Origin of the sequence: Nostoc sp. (assembly GCF_036917755.1) — a bacterium.
GTDB lineage: Bacteria > Cyanobacteriota > Cyanobacteriia > Cyanobacteriales > Nostocaceae > Nostoc.
On sequence record NZ_JBALFC010000132.1, the window covers coordinates 1 to 22,977 of the forward strand.

The window sequence follows — 22,977 nt, forward strand, 5'->3', positions numbered from 1 at the left end:
CGGCTTTAGGATCTTTACTTGTTCGTAGGTCATTAATGCTACCCAACTCTAACTTATTTGTCCCACGCATCTGGGACTTTTGCAAGAGGTCTATTAAACTGAGGCGAAGGCGATCGCTTTTCTCTAATTAACCTTGCAATCAGAATATTGCTTATATATTTGCGTGTATTAATTACTTATAGTATAATTATTGACTAATTATCATATCACTAGCAGACACTCTGAGAAAGCGATATCAGAAGACAAGCCGCTACGCCTCTACGCACTCAGCCAGTTGTATCGACTGGGAAGAAGCGATCGCATTTTTGTCTGATCGTCAGCTAATTTTTCTTGCTAAATGGTGCAGGAATAATACCTGTGCTGGTAGTTACTCAAGCTAGTCTTACTAATCTTATTACTGGAGATCATCAACGTGAGTAGAGCGCAAGCAACCTGGAATGCAGATGGAAGTAAACTTCCTGCGATAGATATTCATACTAAAGCCAAGCATTTAATTATTGATAAATACATTGAAAATCTAGTTATTACGCTTTATAAAAAAGCTGCCTATGGAGTAACTACATTTACTTTTATAGATGGATTTTGTGGTGGTGGAATGTATAAAGATAATAATCAAGAATGGGAAGGTTCTCCTATTCGACTCATCAAAGCCGTGAGAGAAGCACATCAAAAGTCATACCGAACTTATCCAGAACCATTAATTGTACTACCTGCTACATCTTTCACAGAATTTAACAGCATTAGAAGTCATAAAAGAATGCTTTGAATTAGAGAATAATTTAAATTATCAATATCACTATGAAATATATGGCTATGGATTTAGAACTGCCAATTATTATAATCAAAATCAACTTTCTCTTGAACTTAATATTACTAAGAGTACCTATGAAATCTGTCTTGATAAGCTAGATCAGGACGTTGGTAAACTAATAGCAGAGAATCCTGATGGTATTTCTTATAAAGAAATTAAACACAGAACTATGCATCTTAATCCAGCTAATAGAAGATTGTATAATGAATATTTAAATAGATATTTAAAAGAAAAAGAAATAGAAATTTGGAGAGATGGCAAAATCTTAACAAGAAGTCAAGCAGATTATAAAAAATTAGATATAATAAAAACACCGAGCAAATATCAATTTTCATTATTTTCTAAGCCCAAGTTCTTTAGAGTTGATTCTTAAAACATAACTAGATAATACTTTCCAATACATCACTGGCAGTACACAATGTCCATCGTCAAAGGCACTGAAAAAATTATTAATCCCCTTCAAGAAAGTGCCCTTAATAAAAAAGGGCTATGTGACTATGTAGTTAACGTAGCATCAGGGTGTCTGCATGGTTGTACCTTCTGTTATGTACCTTCAACCCCTGCAATTCGTACAAAGCAAGCGCAGTTACGAGAACAAGGAGTAAGTGATCCTCAGATGGATTGGGGAAAGTATGTTTTCGTTCGTGAAGAAATACCTGAGCAATTAGAAAAGATTCTAAGCCGTAAGAAGTCATGGCGCGTAACACCAGAAGGTAAAGGTGTCGTTCTTCTTTGTTCTGGAACAGATCCTTATCAGAACAAGCAAACTGCTAATGTTACCCGTGGTGCTGTTCAGGCTCTATTACATTATAAAAAACGAATAAGAATTCTGACTCGTAGCCCGTTGTGGGTGAATGATATCAATATTTTCAAAGACCCTAACGTCATAGTTGGTATGAGTCTACCATATTTGGATGATGAACTCAGTCGCCAAATTGAACCTCAAGCGCCTTTACCTTCTGAACGTTATAAAGCCTTAATCAAAGGTCATAAAGCTGGGTGTAGGTTGTATGTTGCAGTTGCTCCTACCCCTCCTAATATGAATTTAGATGATTTCAAAAGACACTTGTATGAAATTATGCAATTCAATCCAGAGGTGATCTTTTGGGAACCCATAAATGCTCGTGGAACTAATGGTAAGCGAATGATAGCAGCAGCCTTGGAATTTGCCAGTTCCATTATGACAAAAAGTTCATGGGGAGAATGCTTCAAAAGACAATGGAATGACATTGAAGCAGCAGCAAGAGAAGTGGGATGTGAGGATCGCCTTCATATTTGGCCTGATCCTGAACTAAGAGGGTATGTTGATGAAGCTAAGATAGCGCATTGGTTGTATAAGCCAACAGTAGAAAAGTGGAACAGCTTGACAGTATCAGAATCCAAAACCAAATCTATTCAGCCTGTTCGTAATAAATCTTAAACAGCTATTATAGTTAAGGAATATAATTCAAAGATTTAGCAAGTGTGATCTGAGATTTATCTATTCTTTCTTGAGTAGAATATAAGGTTTTTATAATCACTTCCTCAGCCACAGCTTTGACTACATTAATACTCACAGAATTTCCTATTTGATAATAAGCCTTATCATCATTGGAATGAAGTATAAAGCTATCAGGAAAACCTTGCAGTCTTGCAGCTTCTCGCGGAGTTAGTCGCCGCACTCTCTGATTATGGTAAACTCCCAATCTATTAGCATCACTAGCAACCAACGTTACCGAAATTTTATTTGGATCTACAAACTTATAAACTTCAAATGAAAAGTTGCCTGATAGAGGTTTGTATTTATCATTAATAAGCTTTAAATATTTTTTTGTAACTAGTGAATTCAAAACTTTCCCTAAATTAGGATGTTCAAAAAAGCTAGCTATTTGCTCCTGAGTTAATAGTTTGCCATCTTGCTCTTGTCCAAATTTTTTATTCCGTCTCTTTAATATGAAACGGTTCATTAGTTCAATTTCTTCGACACTACACTCGCCACGCAATCCTAAATCCCAGGAATGAATAGAGTTTCCACCCCGATAATCAATCAGCCTTATTCCATGTAAGCGATTTAAATCATTATTAAATATTCGTTTTAAAGCATTGACGAAGTTTGGTGAGCAATTATATTTTTCATCTGGATTATTTTCCAAAATGTCGGCAACAGTCATAGATTTTTGTGGTGAATAAAACAAAGATAACTGCTGAGGATTATATGAATGTGAGTCTTTAGGTCCCACATCAGAAATCAATTCAAAAGTGGGAGAAGCATCTAAAATTCCTACCAGATAAATGCGGACACGATTTTGCGGTAAGCCAAAGTTTGCACTGTTTAGTAAAAAAGCATGAAAACTATAACCTCTTTTTTGGATTTTATGCTTAATTGTTGCTAAGGTTCGCCCTTGATCATGACTATAAAGCCCTCGGACATTTTCAAAAATAAAAGCTTGTGGTTTATAGGTATCGAGTAATCTGGTTATTTCAAAAAATAGCGTGCCTCGCGTATCGACAAACCCTGCTTTTTTGCCAGCATGAGAAAAAGACTGGCAAGGAAACCCAGCTAATAAAAATTTATGTTCTGGTAGTTGATCAATTAATCGAATGTCACCTAAAGCTTTTTGCCCAAAGTTTTTTTCATAAACTAATTGAGCATCTGAATTGATTTCGCTGCTGAAAACACATTCACTTTCTATATTTAAAGAATCAGCCGCCTGTTCAAAGGCTAATCTAATTCCTCCTATTCCTGAAAATAAATCCACAAACCGAATTTTCTGCATAGATATTAAGTGACTTTTATTCCAAAGTTTAATAGATTACGTAGGTTCGCATTCCGTATTTATTTTATTTGACGCGATCGCCCTATGCACAGTAGCTTCGCGCAGTTTATCGCTGGAATGCTTGTATAGCAATACTTTTAGGCTAGCGTGGCTTACCCTGCTACCACCAAGGTGCGTCACCGAACAGCCCGTTGAAAACATCGCTTCCACAGTGGCGTAGCCGATCACACTCCTGGAAAAAAGCGTCGGTTAATGAATTATTTACTGTTCTATCAAATTAACGTTGTTAAGTTACTCAGCAGGTGTAGTTCTCACCTTCAGGCTGTGTTAGATATTGTGACGCAAAACAGGAGTATAGATACGTTGCGAAAGCTTTCTCCAGAATCTCCTCTATTTATTCTGCTAATCATTATTAGTTTTATAGTAGTAACTTTGTCAACTTGGTTATCATCTAAACCATTCATTTTAAAACCTTTTGGCGTTAATGATATTCTCCAGATACTAACATTACAGCTATTTATTTCTTTGTTATTAGAGCGTTCTTTAGAAGTTTTTATAACTACTTGGCGGGGTCCATTTATCGAGCAATTAGAGATTAGTATTCAGCAAGAAAAAGCTCTAATATCTGAGAAGATCAGACTTCTGGAAATCCAACAGAAACAGTTTCCTTCTTTGGAATCAAATCAAGTCAGTGGACTACCGCCTGAAGGAATGAGTTTAGAACAGCAAATCATCCAAAATTTTACCCAAAATCAACAAGATTCATTAAAAATCTTCAAGCCGCAAATGGATGATATAAATGAAAAAGAGCGCCAAAGAACAGCCTATAAATCTGATACACGAATAATTGCTCTATGGACATCCCTTCTATTCGGTCTTTTAATGAGCGCAATAGGTATTCGCTCAATCGAGCCACTTATAGTTATTGATTTAGATAATCCAATACAAGTAGTTGTTTTCCGTTGTTTAGATGCATTGCTGACAGGAGGTTTAATCGCAGGAGGTAGCGAGGGAATCCATAAGCTCATAAAAGTTTTTCTCGACTTTATGGAAGCTACATCTAAACAAATAAAAAATCAGTGATTGTCTTGATGAAAAAAAGCATTTCCCCTTCTAAAATACAGGATAATATTGCAAATATCATATTGAGAGAGCCATATCCATTCGGCGGCGCGATCAATTTCAAATTGAGGAGGTGAAGTCAGGTAAATCATCGGATTTACTAAGAATAAATAAACTTCCATCTCCTCCGCGTCCAATTCTTAAGGTTTCATCTAAGTAAGTAATGTCAAGTGTGGCAGTTCTGTTAGCAGGATTATTAGCTGGGACAACCTTAAATGGGTTGAGTTGGGGCGTATTAATGCCAAGAATTTTCTCAATCGATAGGTAGCGTTTGTCAAAATAGACGTTGATACGTTTGTTCGCTAGAGGCTCTAAATCTTCTTTGGCTGGCTCAAAGCTAGCTGTCACCTTGACATATCCCGAAACTAGCCCCAGAGAATGTTTAACTTTAGCTAGATTGAAAAATAATTTATTTGCAACATCAATCACTTGATAAACTTTACCCAGTTTTAATCCCAATGGGAGAGAAACTAAAGAACGGATTTCTCTCGCTGTGGAGTATTGCAGTTGCCAAGCTCCCTCCAGTAAAGAAGTAGCATAGAGAAGAGGATTGAGATTGGGATTGACACTCTCTAATTCCGTCGTCAATTGTTCAATTTCTTCGGCTAAAGTTTTGTCTAGCTGCAAATCGGTAACGGGAGAGCCATCGCTTTTGGTTTGAATCTTCTCAAGCTTGGCTTGTAATTTTTCCTTAATTAAAAGTTGATTGTTCAATGGTTGAAGATTTTCCTTTACATATCCTATTGCTTTAGTTGAACTTTTATGTGGGAAGTGCATAAAAGTTCAACTATCTAGATGAGATTAGTCAATGAGTTCTGGGTTGGGAATATGCACATCGATATCTGCTTGGGATAAAGTGGGGAGCAACCAGCTACTCTCACCTGCCTTGAATACTTTGGCAGGTTCAACATTCAATTCAATTACACCAGTGGCCGGATTGCTTCTAGCAATAGACTGTGTACCATCGACAAACTTGACGGCAATTGGTTCAGTCAGTTCTTGTGGTTGAGCGCTCGGACCTAGAACCACTTGAGAACCTGCGGGTAAGTAAATGCCATCGCAATCCCAATCATCATCCGTGATTGTTCCTGCGCCCAGGAAGTAGAGTTGGGTTGGAGATTTTTTTGGTTTATTGGCATAGACAGCCAACGTTTTTCCAGTTTCATTGCGGCACTGCGCCCGCTTCCTAGCTGTTTCTATGACATTTTTCTGAAGCTGCAATTGTGCCAGTCGCTGCTGGAATTGCTCAGGTGTATAGCCAGCTTGCTCTGGTGTATCCTTTACAGTTAGAAGTTGATTGAGCGCCTGAGTTACCTCAGCATAGTCAGCCCCCTTAGTAAAATCCTTGCCTGCCCAAGAAGGTTGAGCAATTAGCAGGTTCACCATCAACACGAGAGCGACAAGAACAATTTTGAGAAACTGCATATTTTCCTCCTTTTTTTTAAATTAATGTTCACCGCTACTGAAACTTTACCAGATTTCAAAAGCTTGAGAATTGTAAGTAGATCAGCAATTTTATTTATGATCGCGATCGCACAAACAATAGCCATAAGATTAATACTGCTACAAGCTCTCCCCAATGTCCAAGTAACGCTTAAATTTAGGCTGTACTGAAGTCTGAGGAGTAAATTGCAATTCCTACTTTGGATAAATCACACTTAGATAAATGTCTGTTACTAATGTTTAGTGAATTGTAGAGCCAAATGTTAAACAACAAGGATATAATTGCTGGGACTTAATTAGACTAGAAAATTAGCTGAATTAAAAGTATCAATTTTAACTATGCTTTACTGAATTTTGGTAAAGTTTTTGGTAAATACAACTTTGTATAAATTGAAGTTAATTTTCCTTAACTATATCTTGCGAGGGGTGACTAATGATTTTAGATATGTAATATCTGGTGAAGAGTCTTGATTAAAAATTGCAATCAATTAATTACCTATAGCGGTTCTTAATTGTATGGAATACAGGAGCCAGTCGCGTGGGCGGGTGTCTCGACTTGGGCGAACTGCCGTACCATTCGTAAGGGCAATTCATGAATTGCCCTTACTATGTGTTGCATCCATAGACTGCTATATAAGTAGCTAAACACAACATTGAGTATAAGCATCAAATAACAAAATCACACATATTATTGGAATGATAGTGTTATCTAATGTTTTTACAGGGGTTAATTATTTCAATTGGTATTAGGAATTTTACTAAGATGCTCTCTCAAAACTAGGATGTAAAGAAATGATTTCAGCAGGAGTCGAAGTAAAGATAAATCGCTTAGAATCTATTGTTGAGCAAATTGGGGAAGCAGTACTCTCTACGACTGAGACAATTGAACGTCTTGGAGAAAGATTGGAAACTCTCAGCATCCAAGTCGAAGCACAGGGACAGCAGGTGCAACAGCAAAGCTATCAAATTGTCGCGTTGTGTGATGCTGTACAAACTCTTACTGAATCTCAGCATGATTCACTGCAAAAACTCAACCAACTGACACAAACTGTAGATCGGTTTATGTCTTTAATTCAAGCATTAGATGACTAAAATAATTCGTAATTCGTAATTCGTAATTGCCGGAAAACTGGTAACAGTTAACTAGTAACTGTTAACTGAATGTTAAACTCTTAACTGAGTTACGGCGATATTGCCGGAAAAACATACATCTACATCGCTACCAGGAGTGCGATCGCGTTTGCCATATTCTCCTACATAATAAAAATCATCGCCTTCAATTCGATAGTTCACGGGCAAAGGTTTGGTACAGGGTTGGCAAAACACCACATTCGGATCTGATTCTCCTGGTTGCAGATGCGGCAAGTTCACATTCCAAAAGCTTCCCGGTTCTAGGGGACGCTTGAGTAAGTCCGCTAAAACTTTAGCTGTGAATTTGGCGGCCAGATCCCAATCAAAATTCTGCTTGGCTTTGCGATACTGGGAAATGGCAACTCCCGGAATACCGTGCATTGCGGCTTCCCGCACAGCGGCAACTGTGCCAGAAATGTAGGCATCGACTCCTAAGTTGCCCCCAGCGTTGATACCTGAAAGTACAAATTTGACATCTGCGGCAATTTGTGTTATTGCAATTCTCACACAATCGGCGGGAGTACCTGCGATCGCATACTCAGTCTCAGAACGTCGCTGGAGGTTGATGGCACGAGTGGTAGTAACTTGATGTCCACAGCCAGACTGATGATCAACAGGAGCAACGATAATAGCATTTTTGCCGTTTACAGCTTTGAGCAGAGCTTGGATACCGGGGGCATCAATGCCGTCGTCGTTAGTTAAAATTATGGTCATGTATATATTATATTGATATAGATTTAGCCTAAAATATCAGGAAAATGCAGATATCCTGGATCAATGGATACAGCAGGAAAAGCTACTTGCAGATATGGAAAAAATATGCTTGATTTTGCCAAAAATATTGATCATACGATATGATTTCTAGATGGTTTGCAAATTCCGCCCTAAGTATTTGGGTTAATTCCCAAAATGGGCGGTATTTCTTGTCACTAGCAAGGGTGTTAGCGTCAAGTTAATGCTTGCAGCCGCCCTCAGAGCAAGTTTGTGCAGTCAAAAAATCCTGTAAAATATATATTCTGCCGACAGTATCAGAAACTTCATACTAGAGAAAATCGGGAACGAGGTGATTTTTGCAGTGGTTCTGTAGTATTTTTGGTGCAAGTCTGTCTTAGGGATCACACGATGAAACAGCTCCTCAAACAAATATTTAGCAGTCAAAAACACCTCATTCGGCTAATTCTACCTTTGGTGATGGTTATTTTAGCAGCCTCGCTGTTTGCCGCACCTGCTTTAGCTACAGGTGTGTATCAAATACCCAACCTCACAGCAGGGAATGACACCTGGGTTTTGGATCAAAGTGAAGTCATCAGCCGTCTGAATGAAGGTAAGATTAGCAGCGCTTTCGGGGATTTGGCAAAGCAAACAGATAAGCAAGTCCGAATTGTGACTGTTCGCCGCCTCGACTATGGGGAAACACCGGAAAGCTTCACCAAAGAGCTGTTTAAAAAATGGTTTCCTACAAAAGAAGCCCAAGCTAATCAAACCTTATTGGTTATTGATACAGTTACCAATGGTACTGCCATTATTACTGGCGATCAAGTCAAGCCTTTACTCACTGACTCTATTGCCGAGAGTGTCGCTACTGAAACAGTAAGTGTGCCGTTACGCAATGGTAACAAATACAATCAGGCATTTCTAGATGCAAGCGATCGCCTTGTCGCCGTCCTCTCTGGCAAAGCCGATCCAGGCCCACCCAAAATAACTGACAATGTACAGGTAGAAGGCACCTTCAAGAAAGCAGAAGAAACCGACCAAGGTAACGCTACTGCTTGGGTAGTAGGATTGTTAATTGCCGCCACCGTTATCCCAATGGCGACTTACTATATTTATCAGATAAATCAGCCATCATCTAATGGCTAATGGGAGTGGGGAGTGGGGAGTTATGAATTTCTAACTCTTAACTTTTAACTCCTCACTCCTAACTTTAATCTTGAACATACTCTTGTCCTGTGAGTAAAGCCACCTCAGCCCGGACAAATTCTCGACCCAAATAAGCTGCATGATCTAATTGAGTTAGAGGAGGTGGCTGAGTTTCTTCAAAAATCTTCACGCAAAGTTCTTTCGCCGTCCTCGCGCTAAAAACTGTCGTGTGAGTTCGTTCTACCTTTTTTCGCGCCGGAATTACCTTTCCCGTTTCTGGATCGACAGCTAAACCGCGATCGTCAATCACATTTGTAAAATGCTTGGCATAAATTAACCCTGCGTCTCGATCTAAGTAAATAATGAAATATCCACCGGGATCAAGGTCAATATGACGCTGGGAAAGTTTATCATCAATTGCGGCTAAATTTTCAACTATTAAATCCATAAGCATTATCAAAAGAAATTTTCTTTCTTGAGGGTTTTTACACTCTATATCAAGTGTAATTCCTATCTTCCTTAGTCTTCTTGATATCTTTCAGATATTTTTGATTGCTTTTACTTAAAACCAAATCAGAGAATTTTCTATAAATTATACTTTTATCCCACATTCCGCCCTTCAAAATTTCATACCTTTCTCACTCTAAACCTTCTCGCGCACCATTAGATAACAGTAACTCAACTATATTTTTGTTGTTCTGCGCTACAGCTATATGAAGTGGACTCTCTCCCCCACAACCTCGAACATTAACATTAGCACTATGATTGACAAGACTTTTGATAATTTCATCACCACCTGACTTCTGAAAAGCACGAAGAAGAGGTGTCCAACCTTCATCATCAGTTAAATTGACTTCTGCACCACGAGACAGAAGAGACTTAACCACCTGTAGGTGATGATTTTGTGCTGCTCCAAATAATGGACTGCTTCTTTTAAAATCTAGAGCATTAACATCAGCACCGCAGTCTAATAGGAATTCCACGACATCTTGATGTCCAAATTGGGTTGCCAAATACAGAGGATTAAACCCTCGTGAATTCGTAGAGTTTCCTCCCAGGAATAGGTAAAATCTTCTCTTCTCTACGAGAGGCTGCGCCAACGAGATGCTAACGCGAACATGGGAACTAGATGACCAGCATTGAAATCAAACTAGTTCCTTTTCGTCAAGCATTTTTCTCACTAAATGGCAACTCTGCATTAATTGCCTCAATCTGCTGCTGTTCGAGTTGATTCACTTCCTTAATATAGGGACGGATAATTTGTCCTAAACGATTATTGTAAAATCGGTGCAGACTGTGATTGGGCATAGCGGGGAAACCGCGCCGTTTTTTGTGACGCCCGCCCGCGCCAGGGTCAAAAATTTGGATGCCGTTAGCGATCGCCCACTCAATCGGCGCATAATAGCAAGCATCAAAATGTAAGCAATCTATTTCTTGAAAACTCCCCCAATAGCGTCCATAGAGTTTGTCATCTTTAAACAAACAAAAGGACATTCCTAAAGGATAAGAGTTATCTTCCTCGCTATATGCAGCAACAAACAAGACTCGATGGCGATAATCGATGTATAGCTGCTCAAAAAATCTTTGTGTGAGATACTTGCTACCCCACCAGCCAAACTTATCACAGGTGTCTGCATAGAACTGGTGCATCAAAGGAAACAAAGACTGAGGAATTTGATCGCCACTTAGCGGTTGCAATCGTAAACCTGCTTTCTCCACAGCTTTGCGTTCCCGCTTGATATTGCGGCGCTGATTGGCGTTAAACACTTTCAAGTAATCATCAAAAGTTTTAAAGCCAGAATTTTCCCAGATATAGCTGTGGTGCAGCCAAGTTGTAAAGCCATGCCGTTCCAGCATCGGACGCCATTGGGGATCGACGTAGAGAAAATGACACCCAGAAATTCCATTTTTGGAGCAAAAAGTGTCAATTTCATGCAGCATCATCGCTGTGATTTCATCTTCATCTTCTCCTGGGGCGATTAAGAACCGATAACCTTCAGCTGGGGTAAATGGTGTCATTCCCAGCAATTTTGGGTAATACTGGACTCCAATGCGATCGGCTAACTCTGCCCATTGGTGATCGAAAACAAATTCACCAGAACTATGTCCTTTAAGATAAAGTGGCGCAGCCGCAATCAACGTTCTATCTCGCCACAATGTCAAGTGATTTGGCAACCAACCAGTTTTAGCCGTAGCACTCTGAGAGGTTTCGAGATTGTTCAGCCACTCCCATTCTAAAAACGGCGTTTTGAGTGGCATTGCCAAAGCATTCCAGGCATTTTGGGGTACTTCAGCGATTTTGTTCGTCCAAACGACAGAATAGCGAGGCTTAAGTTGTTCCACCATCGTGTGGTTTTTTTGGGGGAGTAGGGAGTAGGGAGTAGGGAGTAGGGAGTAGGGAGTAGGGAGTGGGGAGTGGGAGATAAGGGGGATAAGAGAAATAATCAATGCCCAATGCCCCATGCCCAATGCCCAATGCCCAATGCCCAATAAATAACTTTACTTAGCGTAATCTAATCTGCTGGTCGTTGCAGGCGATAGTGCAAAAACACTTCTTGCTCAACTGTGTGAACTTCTAAAAGTTGCAACTTGGGAGCTAAATCGGGTAAAAAACCTTTCCCGTCTACGGGTGTGGGTGCGGTATTACCACCTAAAATTAGCGGGCAGACAGTCAGCCATAATTCATCAATTAAATCTAATTCCACTAAGGAAGCGACTAATTCACCTCCACCCAGGACCACCAAGCGTGTTATATGTAGAGTGGCTAGATGTTTCAAAGCTGCGGGAATGTCAATTTCTCGCATTGGTGTTTCAAAAACTAGAATCTGCTCAAATTCTGGAGGGCACTCCTGTGTTCTGGTTTCCAGGGTTGAGGGAAGCGTCTGTAAGCGTCCTTTCCATGAAACTGCTCCTGCTGTTGTCGTGAGTAGCCAACGTCTAACTGGTTGCTTAAAAAAGTGAATTTCCGGATTGAGGTTTGCAGAGTGTGTAGTCACTATATGAACTGGCTGCGGAGACTTCCCTCCTTGCGCCCGAAGTTCCACTAAAGTTGGATCTGTGACGGTGAGTGTTGTTCCGTAGGCACCCAGAGTACCAGCACCGAATAAAACCGCATCAGAGGCAGCGATTTGTTTTTCTAAGTGTGCTTTATCAACCCTTGAGCCAAACCGAGCAGGCGATCGCCTAAAATCTGCTATTTTGCCATCTGCACTCATTGCTAAAACAACTGTAGTATGAGGACGATGTTGCAACATTAAATTGATTTGATAGTTTTAATATTTTCTTTGATCCTGTGTAGATTCTCAAAAAAATCCATGCCTGCAAGCTACTATTTTACAATTTCACTACTGTATTCATATGCAACACAAATCGCTTCTAAATCTAGCATATATGAGTTTTGGTATCCCACGTTTCTTTTTGAATTATAGCAATTTGTTATTTTTAAACATTGAAAATAAAATTCTGATTATTTAATAAAATGTCTCATTTAGATCGTCTAATTGCATATCTTTGCTGTTGTGGTTTGCAGGTGCAAAGTGAGACACTCGATGACTAAGTTCCGCCAATCTTCCTTTCGTCGAATTTTAGTAACGAGAATATTGCTCCTGTTTGTCCCAGTTTTACTTATAGGCGAGATTGTTGCCTTGAATAAGGCACGTTCTAGCATATTAGAAACTGCCCGTCAAAATTTAGCAGAAAGCGCCATCAGTAAAGGGGAGAGAATTGGAGATGCGATCGCGATCTTAAAAGCTAATTTGCTGAGTGTAAGTAAAACAACAGTGATTCCGTCGGGTTCACCGATACAAGAGCAAGAAATTCTCACGCAGTTAAGGCAACAACTTCCAGCCAATATTGAGTGCATCCAATTAACGAATCTCCGAAACCAGAAGATAATTGCCAGTAGCTGCGGGGATCAAGTTATTGGAGAATTGACATTACCTTCGCCTAGTGACGGAATTGATGTCAAAGCAATGTTCCCGTCAAAGGCAGGAATTACTGGTAAAAGAAACACCCAAAATCAACTGCGATTAGTGTTATCTGCACCAGTCTCCGATAGCCGAAGAAATTTAGTTTACAGCTTAAGTATTCAGTCTGCATTGTACCAACAAACCATAAATCGACCGGGATCGCTCACAGGCGCGATGGTAGTGATTGCTGAAGATGGCACAATTTTGGCGCACCCACTCACAGACTGGGTAGGAACTAATATCAATCAGCATCCAAATGCTTCCCAACTCAGGAGCATAATTAAAAATGCGATCGCGGGACGAAACGATTCGATAAATTTGTCTTTTACACAGGGGAAAGAATTAATCGGTGGCTATACAGCTATTGCAAATCCGCTGACCCAACAGCAGCAGCAAAAATGGATAGTCTTAGCTGTTACTAGTGTCGATAATGCGCTTTTTGGTTTACAGGAAATCAAACTAATTCTCATCGTTTTGACAGTTGGTTTGATTGGTGCAAGTTTGTTAGCGTCCCTATATCTAGCTCCTTACTTAGCACGTCCTGTAGAAGAATTGCGAGACTACGCTCTCAATATTCACTCTCACCACGCCGCACAACCAGTTCCGCACAATTTTCAAATCCGGGAATTCAATCAACTAGCCCAAGCATTAGACCAAATGGTAGAACGGCTCAAAGCTGGAGCCGAAGAACTGGAAATAGCTTGGAAAGAAGCAAAAACCGCTAACCAGATTAAAAGCCAGTTTTTGGCTACGACTTCCCATGAATTGAGAAACCCATTAAATATTATTATTAACTGTATTCGCCTGGTTGAAGATGGCTTATGTGATGACCGGGAAGAAGAAATGGAGTTTCTCAAACGTGCCGATGAAACAACGATTCACTTGCTAGGTATTATTAATGATTTACTCGACATTTCTAAAATCGAAGCAGGTAAGCTTTCAGTCGTCAGCACACCTATTGACCTCCGACAAATATTGTTAGAGGTGATTAATTTACAATCAGTTAATGTTCAACAAAAAGGCTTGCAGTTGAAATGTGAGTTAGATCCCGAAGTGATACCAATTAAGGCAGACGCGGCAAAACTGAAGCAGGTGCTGATTAATGTTATCGGCAACGCCACTAAGTTCACCGACACCGGAAGCATCACCATTAGTACAGAACTTCAATATAGTAATGGTAAATCTCAGGTGGTAGTCGCTGTCAAAGATACAGGTATAGGCATTGATCCAACTCAACAGCACAAACTATTTCGCCCCTTTGTGATGGTGAATGGCACAACCACGCGCCAGTTTGAAGGTACTGGACTGGGATTAGCAATTTCACGAAACTTAATCGAACTCATGGGAGGCAGCATTTCTCTTGAGAGTGCGGGACTTCATCAAGGTACGACACTAAAGATTACCATTCCTTTGATTGATATCTCGCTGTTAGTTGTTCCAAAGAAAGATGAAAATGTCGGCGATTTGGGATTTTCCTCTGAGAATGAGGCGGCAAAAGTAAGTCGCTACCCTAGCTTACAGGAGTCTGGGGGAAGTTCCTCTTTGGGGATCAACGAATCTGCCAAAGTAGGGGCAGACAACGAGAAGTTCCCGAAGTCCCTGCTGCTACTTGGAAAGGAGACTTGCGAGATTCGTCTTTCGCCGCTACAAACTATCCTGGTAAGTCTTCCAAAGGGAGGGGTTTGTGCAAATGGGACTTTCAAGAGATAAGAGTATGTCACCAAGAGTTGTTCTAGCTCATGGTTTGTAAGCTACAGCTAGCATCACAGAAGCGGGAATTTCCACACCACTGTTGGTGACATACTTCGAGGCTCCCTCGATAATAGCATTCTCGATTTTGCGCCGTTGCTCAAGGGTTTGCATTGCCAACATCGGGACAAGACGCGCCGTACTCATCATTCAGAAAAATAGGTTTGCCGCCTTGCCCAAGAGATACTGTTAGAGCAGCAAGAATTTCTACTAACTCAGTGCCTACCCAGCCAGACGAAACCTCTGAGAGAGTATTGTTGAGAATAGAGACAACAAAGGAGGAGCAAACCCTCTGTAATGGTTCCCCTGGCTCTAATTCCAGCACCACCTGCCTTTGATTCACAGGAATAAATTGATTGCCCTGCTGTTCAAACTCCCCATGTAGTAGGGTGAGAGGTGATGATAGTGACATTTCATCAAAAATCAAGCTCCCAAGGCTGCCCACAATCGCCAGGCGTCGCTGTTTATCAGGATTCAGCCAGCACAGGTGAATATAAGCTTGAAAGCCATCTGGATATGTCAGTGTCAGCCATACTAGGTCAGCTAGTCCCGGAGATGAGGGGGATGAGGGGGATGAGGGGGAATAAATAGTAATTATCTCCCCCTGCTCCCTCATCTCCCCCTGCTCCTCACCCCCCTGTAGCCACACCGTACCGGTTGCTTGTACTTTCACCGGAATTTGACCCAGCCAAGCGTTAAAGATCGCAATATCGTGAATGGCTAAGTCCCACAGCGCATCTACATCTCGCCGCACAGGCCCTAAATGGGTGCGGGTGGCGTAGCCATAGCGTAAATCTCCTAATTTACCCGCTTGTACTACAGTTTTCCCTCGCTCAACTGCTGGGTGAAATAAATAAGTATGGTCAACCATGAGTATTAAACGATGCTGTTCTGCCAACTGGCAAAGTTCCCGACATTCTGCGGGGTTGAGAGTTAGGGGTTTTTCTGCAAAAACGTGGTATCCCTGTTGGAGGGCATCTTGAATTAAAGCATAGTGGGTAGTGGCTGGAGTTGCGATCGCCACTCCTATTAACCCTGGTACTTTCTTTAAATCCTCCCACTGCGTTGTTAATACTACATCTTCATCTAAATTAAACTGCTGCTTTACCGCCGCTAATCGTTCTGGATGTGGATCTACTACAGCAACTACATTTACTTGGGGATCTGCTAAGAAATTCCGCAGCAGATGCACTCCCCAACGCCCAACTCCGATGACAGCAATTTTAATTTGGTTTGTCATAAGTTATTAGTCATTAGTCATTAGTCATTAGTCATTAGTCAAATAAAAAATAACTAATGACAACCAACTGATTATCAGTTTATCAGCCGGATTTTGGGTTCAGGGTTTTTGCGGATTACTAATTGCTAAAAAAGCTACCTTGGCTGCGGCTTGTTCAGCAGTTTTGATCGAGCGTCCCTTACCAACTCCTAGCTTGTTTCCGTGCAGCCACACTTCAGCTAGGAAACGTTCTTGATTACGGTGCGGTTGACTAACTTCCACAACCCGATACTCTGGTAAAACTTTAAATTGTGCCTGAGTCCATTCTTGGAGAGCAGCTTTGTAATTAAGTCTGGCAGGATCGAGGCGAATTTCTGTAGTTAGTTGGTGGAAGTGGGGATCTAGCCAAGAACGGATCAGTTCCAGATTTTGAGTACTTAAATAAAGCGCACCCAGAACTGCTTCAAAAGCATCTGCCAGTCGTGACTCTAGACCAACTTTATCAGCAGTAGCACTGCCAGCGACTAGTAAGTATAACTCCAAACCATAACCTCTGGCCAATTGGGCGAGGATGCGATCGCTCACCAACACCGAACGAATAGCCGCAAAATCCCCTACTGGACAATCGGGATAATTTTCCCATAACACAACAGCCGACACCAGCCGCACCACTGCATCGCCAACAAACTCCAGCTGTTCATAATTTGCCGATTCAGAAACAGTGGGATGAGTTAGCGCTAAATCCAGCAGTTCCCACTTTATAGGTGCTTCTAGCGACAAACCTAATTTTTGGACTAAACTTTCGAGTTGCCGTTGACGGCGTGGATAAGCAAGGCGCATTGCATGATAAGGGGAAAGGGGGTATGGGAAGACAACTAGTTATCTATTCTTATATAAAGTTGTTGGACTATTACTTTAACAACTTTTCGCTACTTATCTCTATCTAGCTTCTCTTGAATAGCTTGACGGCAAAACTCAGGAGGGTCGTCTTTAGCTTTCACTTCTTCCTTCATTTCCTTGGTGACACGCAAATGTAGATATTCAGTTAGTGGTCGCTCTCTGTCTGTGGTGAACGGCTTTAAGTTATCTGGATTACCTTTATTTTTAGACATTGTGTAGAAATACAAATAAAATTATTCTCCACATGTATATCAGTGGATAATCTTAAATCAGTGGGCATCTTAGCCTGAGAAACTTGTTGCCCACCGATTCCCACTTTTTCAAGAGGTAACTCTATTTTATGTTTACACGCACAGAATTAGAACTTAAAAGCTTGAGAGCATTACGCGATTTATGTCTGATACAGTATGGCATCCAAGCAATAGGGAACCCTGCTGATAAAGCATCCTACATTAACGCACTCCTGACCTTCCCTGTTGTAGCCTGCAAGCAAGTGTCAGAGAATAAAGGATTAAAGTCTCCTATGCTCTCTCAAGTACAAGCGCTAGAAGCAACGCTAGAGGCTATGGGAACACCTACACCGGAGCAGTCAGCATTGCTCAAAGTGACGATGGAGGGAAAGAAGCTAGAGTATCCAGCACGGTATAGTCAAGAGAAGCTGTTTGGACTCTATCGAGTTAAATGGCATCTGGATACAGCATTAGAGATACTGGGAATGCTTTAAATTATGAATTAACGATGTCTACGACGAGCTTCGCTTACGCCCAAAATCCGTATAAAAAATAATGGAGTACAAACCGTGAAAGGTTCATACTCCATTACAGGGGAAAGACTAGGTAGTAAGCCGGGTTCTGTTCTCTTGCGAGGGCAGTTATCTATCTGGGACGCCTGTTACCAAACGCCTCTAGCGGCTCTCATTGAGCGGAACTGGTAAAAGACCAACCGTAGTTCCTATCGCCTTGCTCCCAACCGGGGTTTACCGAGCCAGCACCTCTCGATACTGCTGGTGCGCTCTTACCGCACCTTTGCACCCTTACCAAGGATTGGAGAGTGGGGAGTGGGGAGTGGGGAGTAGGGTTTTTCTTTCCCTATTCCCTATTCCCTATTCCCTATTCCCTAATTCTTGGCGGTATCTTTCTGTGGCACTATCCTCACGATCGCTCGCACTGGACGTTATCCAGCAAGTTTGGTCTTTCGGGAGTCCGGACTTTCCTCAAATCAGTAACTATGACTGATCTGCAACTGCCTGCGCCTACTCTCTCCTTAGATCCAGTGTAATCTTCGATGGCATAGTATGTTGACATGACATTACTTCTTTTTATTCCAAGGTAGAGCGTAAGTCCAAGGTAGTTTTCTGACTGTGAAAGGACAATTGATAATACTAATGGCAGGAAAATCACGACCTGGGGCTAAACCTAAACGCACCTCAGATATCCGTAGTACCAGTTGCAGCGAAAAGTCTAACTCCTTTCTTCTGTTAATAAAGTCGTTGTATAACTTTTTTTGCCCTTTTTGCAGCCCGTTAATATCAATTAGTGGTTTTTTAGCTAAGTAGGTTCCAGCTACTTGATCGCGCTGGAAAACATCTTCTGCTGTCACGGTTTCAGAAAGTGTTTTCTTGGGGGCAATCAGGCTAGGACTTTGGGGTACTGCTAAATCGCGGGTTAAGTCTGGTGATTTCCGAATCACGCGGCGCGATTGCTTACTATGTTCAACGACCAAAGAACTGTTGTCCCAGTCAACGTATACGGCAATATTTTCAGATTTATTTTCAACGCTAATCGATAAATCTTTCAAGTCGTCAATTGGGTATGAGGATTTGAGTCTAAAGGAAATTCCAATTTTATCGTCGAGATTTTGTTCCTTGAGTTGCTCGTCAACAATTCCTTTTTTAAACTCAAACTTAATTTGGTCGTCGATGGATTCAACCATGCGGTTAAAAACATAGGAAACGCCGATAATATAAATCGTCAAAACTATTAAATTCTGGTCGCTACTCTTCATAACTCAGAATCTCAACTCCCAGTGCTAATGAATGTATATTCGACTCATCGCTCATCGGCAATTTTTAATTGCGTTTGATTGTTACAGAATTTTGCAGCCAGCCACGTCGCCAAAAAAAGAATAGCAAACCAAATGCGATCGCTAACATCACTGCCCAGCAAAGTGGATAGCCCCAATACCAATTCAACTCAGGCATATTATATGGCGATTTTTCAGTATTGAAATTCATCCCATATATTCCAGCCACAAAAGTCAGTGGAATAAAAATTGTTGAAACTACTGTTAGTACTTTCATGATTTCATTCATTTTGTTGCTGACTGCCGAAAGGTACACATCCATTAATCCAGATGCTAGTTCTCGATAAGTTTCCACCATATCCATCACTTGTACCGTATGGTCATAACAATCTCGTAGGTAGATTCGCACTTCTTCACTAATCAAATCACTACCATCACGGATTAAGGAATTAATTGCATCTCGCTGTGGCCAGATAGCACGACGTAGTTGCAGTAATTCTCGCCTAATTTGATAAATATTTTGTAGTGTTTGTGGGGTTGGTTTAACTATTACCTCCTCCTCTAACTCTTCAATTCGCTCACCATAAAGCTCCAGCACTGGGAAAAAGCCATCAATAATCGCATCTAACAGAGCGTAAGCTAAATAATCTGCTCCCTGTTTGCGGATAGTACCTTTGTTTTTTTCAATTCGCGATCGCACCGATTCAAAGCAATCATGCTCTGGTTCTTCTTGTACTGTCAGCAAATAATTTTTACCTAATATCAAACTCACTTGCTCGCTGTAAAAACCACATGTTCTTTCCTTTGCTACTACCATGCGGCTAATGAATAACAATTGGTCTTCATAATCCTCTGTTTTTGGACGCTCCGGTACATTGACTATATCTTCTAAAACTAGAGGATGTAACTTAAAAACGTTACCCAATCGTTGTAATATATCTTGACTGCCTAGACCTTGTACGTCTACCCAAGAAATAGATTCCATCTCCAGATATGGGACACACTCCTCTGGGGTTGCTATTTGTTCGCGGATAAAATTGGTTTGGTTATAGTCAATTAAGAAAATTATCGGTAGTGGAGCATCTGCATCAATAATAATGGTTCCTGGTATAGTTCCTGGTTGGTGATGGAACTCATCTTCATATAGCCTAGTTACTATTTTGGGGAGGCGGCGCAGTTTTCGTGCCATTAAATATTACCTAATAGTCATTGGTCATTGGTCATTGGTCATTGGTCATTGGTAAAAATAATTGACCAATGACCATTTACACATAATTTTACAAAATTTAATCCAAATAGGACTTACGCACTCTACAAATTCATCGTGATGTGCGTTAACAAAAATAAGTTGTTTCAGGCTTTTCTTAATTATCCTTTGGTTGTAAATAGATGATGCTGTAGGGGAAAAGCCATGCTAAACCCCTACGAAATATGTGGTTTTTCACCGGACACATATTTGGTATTTATTGTCAATGCGTAAGTCCTGACAAAGACGGTAATTTCTAGGTTATAAAAAATTTGGATGTGTTAGAAATCTGTAGATTAAAGTAGAAGTTGCTACAAAAAAAGCGGAAGTTTCTACTCTTAAGGCGGAAGTTGCTACAGACTGCGCCAAACACGAAAACGTCAAGGCGGAAGTTGCTACAGACTGCGCGAAACACAAAAACGTCAAGGCAGAAGTTCTTACTCTTAAGGCGGAAGTTGCTACAGACTGCGCGAAACACGGAAACGTCAACCCTGGAGCAATATTTTTTGATGGATGCTAAATATGGGATTTTGTTAAATTCAGGACTTACGCAATCAAAGCTTGAAACCTCGTTCGCGTAGCGTGCGCGAAGCGCACTCCCCCCTAACCCCCCTTAAAAAAGGGGGGAACTTGAAAGCCCCCTTTTTAAGGCAGGGCTGTTTCATTCGATCTCTTAGAGATTTTGTCAAGAGTATGAGTCAGAAATTTGCTTGATTTGGTAATCGAAAAGCTACCACCTCAACGAGTAAATTTCAGTGCGATGTCTACGACGGGCTACGCCTACGCGATTTTCTTGCCCAATCAGATTTTTTAGTTACCTGACTTTTTTGCTTGAAACGCTTGTAAATTAGAGCCTTTTAGGGAATGAAACAGCCCTGCTTTTTAAGGGGGTTGGGGGATCTCTTCTGCGTAAGTCCTAAAATTTATCTATACTTAATGACGAATTACGAATTACGAATTTACATAACATATCCACTCTAAATCGGCAATCCGATAAAAAACAGTTTGCCTTGGTAAGACAAACTGTTTAAAAAAATATTATCTGGGTGAGCAGAAGTTAGAACATGCCGCCCATGCCGCCCATACCGCCCATGCCGCCCATGCCGCCCATACCACCCATGCCGCCCATATCAGGGGCAGGAGCAGCAGATTTCTTCTCCGGCTTTTCAACGATGATCGCTTCGGTGGTTAAGACCAAACCAGCAATGGAACCAGCGTTTTGCAAAGCTGAACGCACGACTTTGGCAGGGTCGATAATGCCCGCAGCGATTAAGTCTTCAAATTCCCCGGTAGCAGCATTGTAGCCAATGTTAAAGTCGGTATCCCGGACTCTAGAGACGATCACAGAACCTTCAGCACCGGCGTTGTCTGCTATTTGGCGCAAGGGAGCTTCTAGCGCTCGTGCGACAATATCAGCCCCAATTCTTTCTTCTTCGTTTTCTAGGCTGTTTTTAATCGCTTCTGCCGTCTTAGCTAAGTGAATTAGGGTCGTCCCACCACCAGGAACAATACCTTCTTCCACGGCGGCTTTAGTAGCGTTGAGCGCGTCTTCAATCCGCAGTTTGCGGTCTTTGAGTTCGGTTTCGGTTGCCGCACCTACTTTAATCACTGCGACACCGCCAGCGAGCTTGGCGATGCGTTCTTGCAGTTTTTCTTGATCGTATTCAGAATCCGTTTCTTCCAACTGTCGGCGAATTTGAGCAATCCGCTTTTGTACCTCTGGCTTGGTGACACTGCCAGCGACAATTGTGGTGGTTTCTTTGTCAATGGTGATTTTGCGGGCAGTTCCCAGCGCTTCTAGAGCAGCGGTATCCAAGCTTAAGCCGATTTCTTCAGAAATCAACTGTCCATCGGTGAGAATAGCAATATCTTCTAACAAAGCTTTGCGGCGATCGCCAAACCCAGGTGCTTTAATTGCAGCCACAGCCAGTACACCCCGCGCTTTGTTCACCACCAGAGTTGCCAAAGCATCACCTTCGACATCTTCCGCGATAATTAGCAAGGGCTGACCAGAACGGGCAACTTTTTCCAAAATCGGCACTAAATCCTGGATGCTGCTGATTTTTTTATCTGTCACCAAGATCCGGGCGTTTTCAAATTCCACGATTTGCCGCTCGTTGTTGGTGACGAAATAGGGGGAAATGTAGCCTCTGTCAATCTGCATCCCCTCAACTACTTCTAGTTCGGTGGTTAGAGATTTAGATTCTTCAACGGTAATGACACCATCTTTGGTGACTTTTTCCATTGCTAGGGCTAACATTTGGCCAACTTCTTCATCATTGCCAGCTGAAACAGTGGCAACTTGAGCGATCGCACTTCCTTCTACTGGCTTGGCTATCCTGGCAATTTCTTTTACCAGTGCCTCAATAGTTTTGTCGATCCCGCGCTTCAAACTAACTGGGTTACTACCCGCCGCGACGTTCTTCAAACCTTCCCGAATCAGGGCTTGTGCTAAAACTGTGGCGGTGGTAGTGCCATCCCCAGCAACATCTTTAGTTTTTGAGGCTACTTCCTGGATGAGTCTTGCACCAGTATTTTCCAAAGGATCTTCTAATTCAATTTCCTTGGCAACAGTGATACCATCGTTGACAATTTGAGGTGCGCCAAATTTTTTCTCTAAAAGGACATTCCGACCTTTGGGCCCCAAGGTGATTTTTACGGCATCGGCAAGGGCGTTAACACCCCTTTCTAGAGATCGCCGCGATTCCTCGTTAAATGCAATAATTTTCGCCATGTTTTATTTCTCCAGC

23 protein-coding genes and 1 other RNA gene are annotated in these 22,977 nt (G+C 41.4%); 8 read left to right on the forward strand and 16 right to left on the reverse strand.

Annotated elements, in window-relative coordinates; translation table 11 throughout:
- Positions 1 to 412 precede the first annotated feature (412 nt).
- The 3 genes from V7L05_RS28130 to V7L05_RS28140 are packed head-to-tail and all read left to right on the forward strand — an operon-like array spanning position 413 to position 2,231.
- A complete protein-coding gene (locus V7L05_RS28130) occupies positions 413 to 766 on the forward strand; it encodes a hypothetical protein (protein WP_335169069.1) in 354 nt (117 codons plus the stop codon).
- Positions 702 to 1,184 (forward strand): hypothetical protein, encoded by a 483-nt coding sequence (locus V7L05_RS28135; RefSeq protein ID WP_335169071.1) that lies wholly within the window; start codon positions 702 to 704, stop codon positions 1,182 to 1,184. The genes V7L05_RS28130 and V7L05_RS28135 overlap by 65 nt, the downstream gene beginning before the upstream one ends.
- A gap of 45 nt (positions 1,185 to 1,229) precedes the next feature.
- Positions 1,230 to 2,231 carry an SPL family radical SAM protein gene (locus V7L05_RS28140; RefSeq protein ID WP_335169074.1) on the forward strand — a complete coding sequence of 334 codons (1,002 nt, stop codon included), beginning with the start codon at positions 1,230 to 1,232 and terminating at the stop codon, positions 2,229 to 2,231.
- A gap of 13 nt (positions 2,232 to 2,244) precedes the next feature.
- Here the strand turns inward: V7L05_RS28140 and dcm are convergent, their stop codons facing one another.
- On the reverse strand, positions 2,245 to 3,549 hold the full coding sequence (dcm, locus tag V7L05_RS28145; RefSeq protein ID WP_335169076.1) for a DNA (cytosine-5-)-methyltransferase: 1,305 nt from the start codon (positions 3,547 to 3,549) through the stop codon (positions 2,245 to 2,247).
- Positions 3,550 to 3,819: 270 nt separating this feature from the next.
- On the opposite strand from dcm, the gene V7L05_RS28150 reads away from it, so the two are divergent.
- Positions 3,820 to 4,650 carry a hypothetical protein gene (locus tag V7L05_RS28150; RefSeq protein ID WP_335169078.1) on the forward strand — a complete coding sequence of 277 codons (831 nt, stop codon included), beginning with the start codon at positions 3,820 to 3,822 and terminating at the stop codon, positions 4,648 to 4,650.
- Positions 4,651 to 4,749: 99 nt separating this feature from the next.
- Here V7L05_RS28150 and V7L05_RS28155 read toward each other — a convergent pair whose 3' ends face one another.
- Complete coding sequence (locus tag V7L05_RS28155; RefSeq protein WP_335169080.1) at positions 4,750 to 5,403, reverse strand: PAP/fibrillin family protein; 654 nt, start codon at positions 5,401 to 5,403, stop codon at positions 4,750 to 4,752.
- A gap of 87 nt (positions 5,404 to 5,490) precedes the next feature.
- Positions 5,491 to 6,114: a hypothetical protein gene (locus V7L05_RS28160; RefSeq protein ID WP_335169082.1), complete on the reverse strand. Its 624-nt coding sequence runs from the start codon at positions 6,112 to 6,114 to the stop codon at positions 5,491 to 5,493.
- Positions 6,115 to 6,924: 810 nt separating this feature from the next.
- On the opposite strand from V7L05_RS28160, the gene V7L05_RS28165 reads away from it, so the two are divergent.
- Positions 6,925 to 7,224 carry a hypothetical protein gene (locus V7L05_RS28165; RefSeq protein WP_335169084.1) on the forward strand — a complete coding sequence of 100 codons (300 nt, stop codon included), beginning with the start codon at positions 6,925 to 6,927 and terminating at the stop codon, positions 7,222 to 7,224.
- 72 nt (positions 7,225 to 7,296) lie between these two features.
- Here the strand turns inward: V7L05_RS28165 and surE are convergent, their stop codons facing one another.
- On the reverse strand, positions 7,297 to 7,977 hold the full coding sequence (surE, locus tag V7L05_RS28170; protein WP_335169086.1) for a 5'/3'-nucleotidase SurE: 681 nt from the start codon (positions 7,975 to 7,977) through the stop codon (positions 7,297 to 7,299).
- 408 nt (positions 7,978 to 8,385) lie between these two features.
- Here surE and psb32 point away from each other — a divergent pair, with 408 nt between their 5' ends.
- Positions 8,386 to 9,123, forward strand: a complete 738-nt coding sequence (gene psb32, locus V7L05_RS28175) for a photosystem II repair protein Psb32 (protein ID WP_335169088.1) — start codon at positions 8,386 to 8,388, stop codon at positions 9,121 to 9,123.
- Between the two features lie 64 nt (positions 9,124 to 9,187).
- On the opposite strand, the gene V7L05_RS28180 is transcribed toward psb32, so the two are convergent.
- From V7L05_RS28180 to V7L05_RS28195, 4 genes are all read right to left on the reverse strand, one after another.
- On the reverse strand, positions 9,188 to 9,571 hold the full coding sequence (locus V7L05_RS28180) for a DUF4346 domain-containing protein (RefSeq protein ID WP_335169090.1): 384 nt from the start codon (positions 9,569 to 9,571) through the stop codon (positions 9,188 to 9,190).
- A 190-nt stretch (positions 9,572 to 9,761) separates the two neighbouring features.
- Positions 9,762 to 10,223 (reverse strand): ankyrin repeat domain-containing protein, encoded by a 462-nt coding sequence (locus V7L05_RS28185; RefSeq protein WP_335169092.1) that lies wholly within the window; start codon positions 10,221 to 10,223, stop codon positions 9,762 to 9,764.
- 64 nt (positions 10,224 to 10,287) lie between these two features.
- Complete coding sequence (locus V7L05_RS28190; protein WP_335169164.1) at positions 10,288 to 11,469, reverse strand: GNAT family N-acetyltransferase; 1,182 nt, start codon at positions 11,467 to 11,469, stop codon at positions 10,288 to 10,290.
- A gap of 167 nt (positions 11,470 to 11,636) precedes the next feature.
- The gene (locus tag V7L05_RS28195) at positions 11,637 to 12,377 is read right to left on the reverse strand and encodes a RibD family protein (protein WP_335169094.1); all 741 of its coding nucleotides are present in this window, start codon (positions 12,375 to 12,377) and stop codon (positions 11,637 to 11,639) included.
- A gap of 294 nt (positions 12,378 to 12,671) precedes the next feature.
- Between V7L05_RS28195 and V7L05_RS28200 the strand changes: the two genes are divergently transcribed.
- On the forward strand, positions 12,672 to 14,801 hold the full coding sequence (locus V7L05_RS28200) for an ATP-binding protein (protein WP_335169096.1): 2,130 nt from the start codon (positions 12,672 to 12,674) through the stop codon (positions 14,799 to 14,801).
- Positions 14,802 to 14,828: 27 nt separating this feature from the next.
- On the opposite strand, the gene V7L05_RS28205 is transcribed toward V7L05_RS28200, so the two are convergent.
- The 4 genes from V7L05_RS28205 to V7L05_RS28220 form a co-directional block, all read right to left on the reverse strand.
- Entirely contained in the window at positions 14,829 to 14,954 is a 126-nt protein-coding gene (locus V7L05_RS28205; RefSeq protein ID WP_335169098.1) for a hypothetical protein, read from the reverse strand.
- Positions 14,941 to 16,080, reverse strand: a complete 1,140-nt coding sequence (locus V7L05_RS28210; RefSeq protein WP_335169100.1) for a Gfo/Idh/MocA family protein — start codon at positions 16,078 to 16,080, stop codon at positions 14,941 to 14,943. Before V7L05_RS28210 ends, V7L05_RS28205 begins: the two co-directional genes overlap by 14 nt.
- 99 nt (positions 16,081 to 16,179) lie before the next feature.
- A complete protein-coding gene (rnc, locus tag V7L05_RS28215; RefSeq protein ID WP_335169102.1) occupies positions 16,180 to 16,899 on the reverse strand; it encodes a ribonuclease III in 720 nt (239 codons plus the stop codon).
- Between the two features lie 89 nt (positions 16,900 to 16,988).
- A complete protein-coding gene (locus V7L05_RS28220) occupies positions 16,989 to 17,171 on the reverse strand; it encodes a hypothetical protein (RefSeq protein WP_334906029.1) in 183 nt (60 codons plus the stop codon).
- Between the two features lie 128 nt (positions 17,172 to 17,299).
- Between V7L05_RS28220 and V7L05_RS28225 the strand changes: the two genes are divergently transcribed.
- Positions 17,300 to 17,683 (forward strand): hypothetical protein, encoded by a 384-nt coding sequence (locus tag V7L05_RS28225; protein WP_334950641.1) that lies wholly within the window; start codon positions 17,300 to 17,302, stop codon positions 17,681 to 17,683.
- A 100-nt stretch (positions 17,684 to 17,783) separates the two neighbouring features.
- Here V7L05_RS28225 and rnpB read toward each other — a convergent pair.
- The 4 genes from rnpB to groL all read right to left on the reverse strand — a co-directional run bounded on the left by rnpB (position 17,784) and on the right by groL (position 22,961).
- Positions 17,784 to 18,219, reverse strand: an RNA gene (gene rnpB / locus V7L05_RS28230) — RNase P RNA component class A.
- 48 nt (positions 18,220 to 18,267) lie between these two features.
- Positions 18,268 to 18,963, reverse strand: a complete 696-nt coding sequence (locus tag V7L05_RS28235; protein WP_335169104.1) for a hypothetical protein — start codon at positions 18,961 to 18,963, stop codon at positions 18,268 to 18,270.
- Between the two features lie 64 nt (positions 18,964 to 19,027).
- Positions 19,028 to 20,170: a magnesium/cobalt transporter CorA gene (corA, locus tag V7L05_RS28240; RefSeq protein WP_335169106.1), complete on the reverse strand. Its 1,143-nt coding sequence runs from the start codon at positions 20,168 to 20,170 to the stop codon at positions 19,028 to 19,030.
- Between the two features lie 1,114 nt (positions 20,171 to 21,284).
- Entirely contained in the window at positions 21,285 to 22,961 is a 1,677-nt protein-coding gene (gene groL, locus V7L05_RS28245; RefSeq protein WP_335169107.1) for a chaperonin GroEL, read from the reverse strand.
- Positions 22,962 to 22,977: the final 16 nt, after the last annotated feature.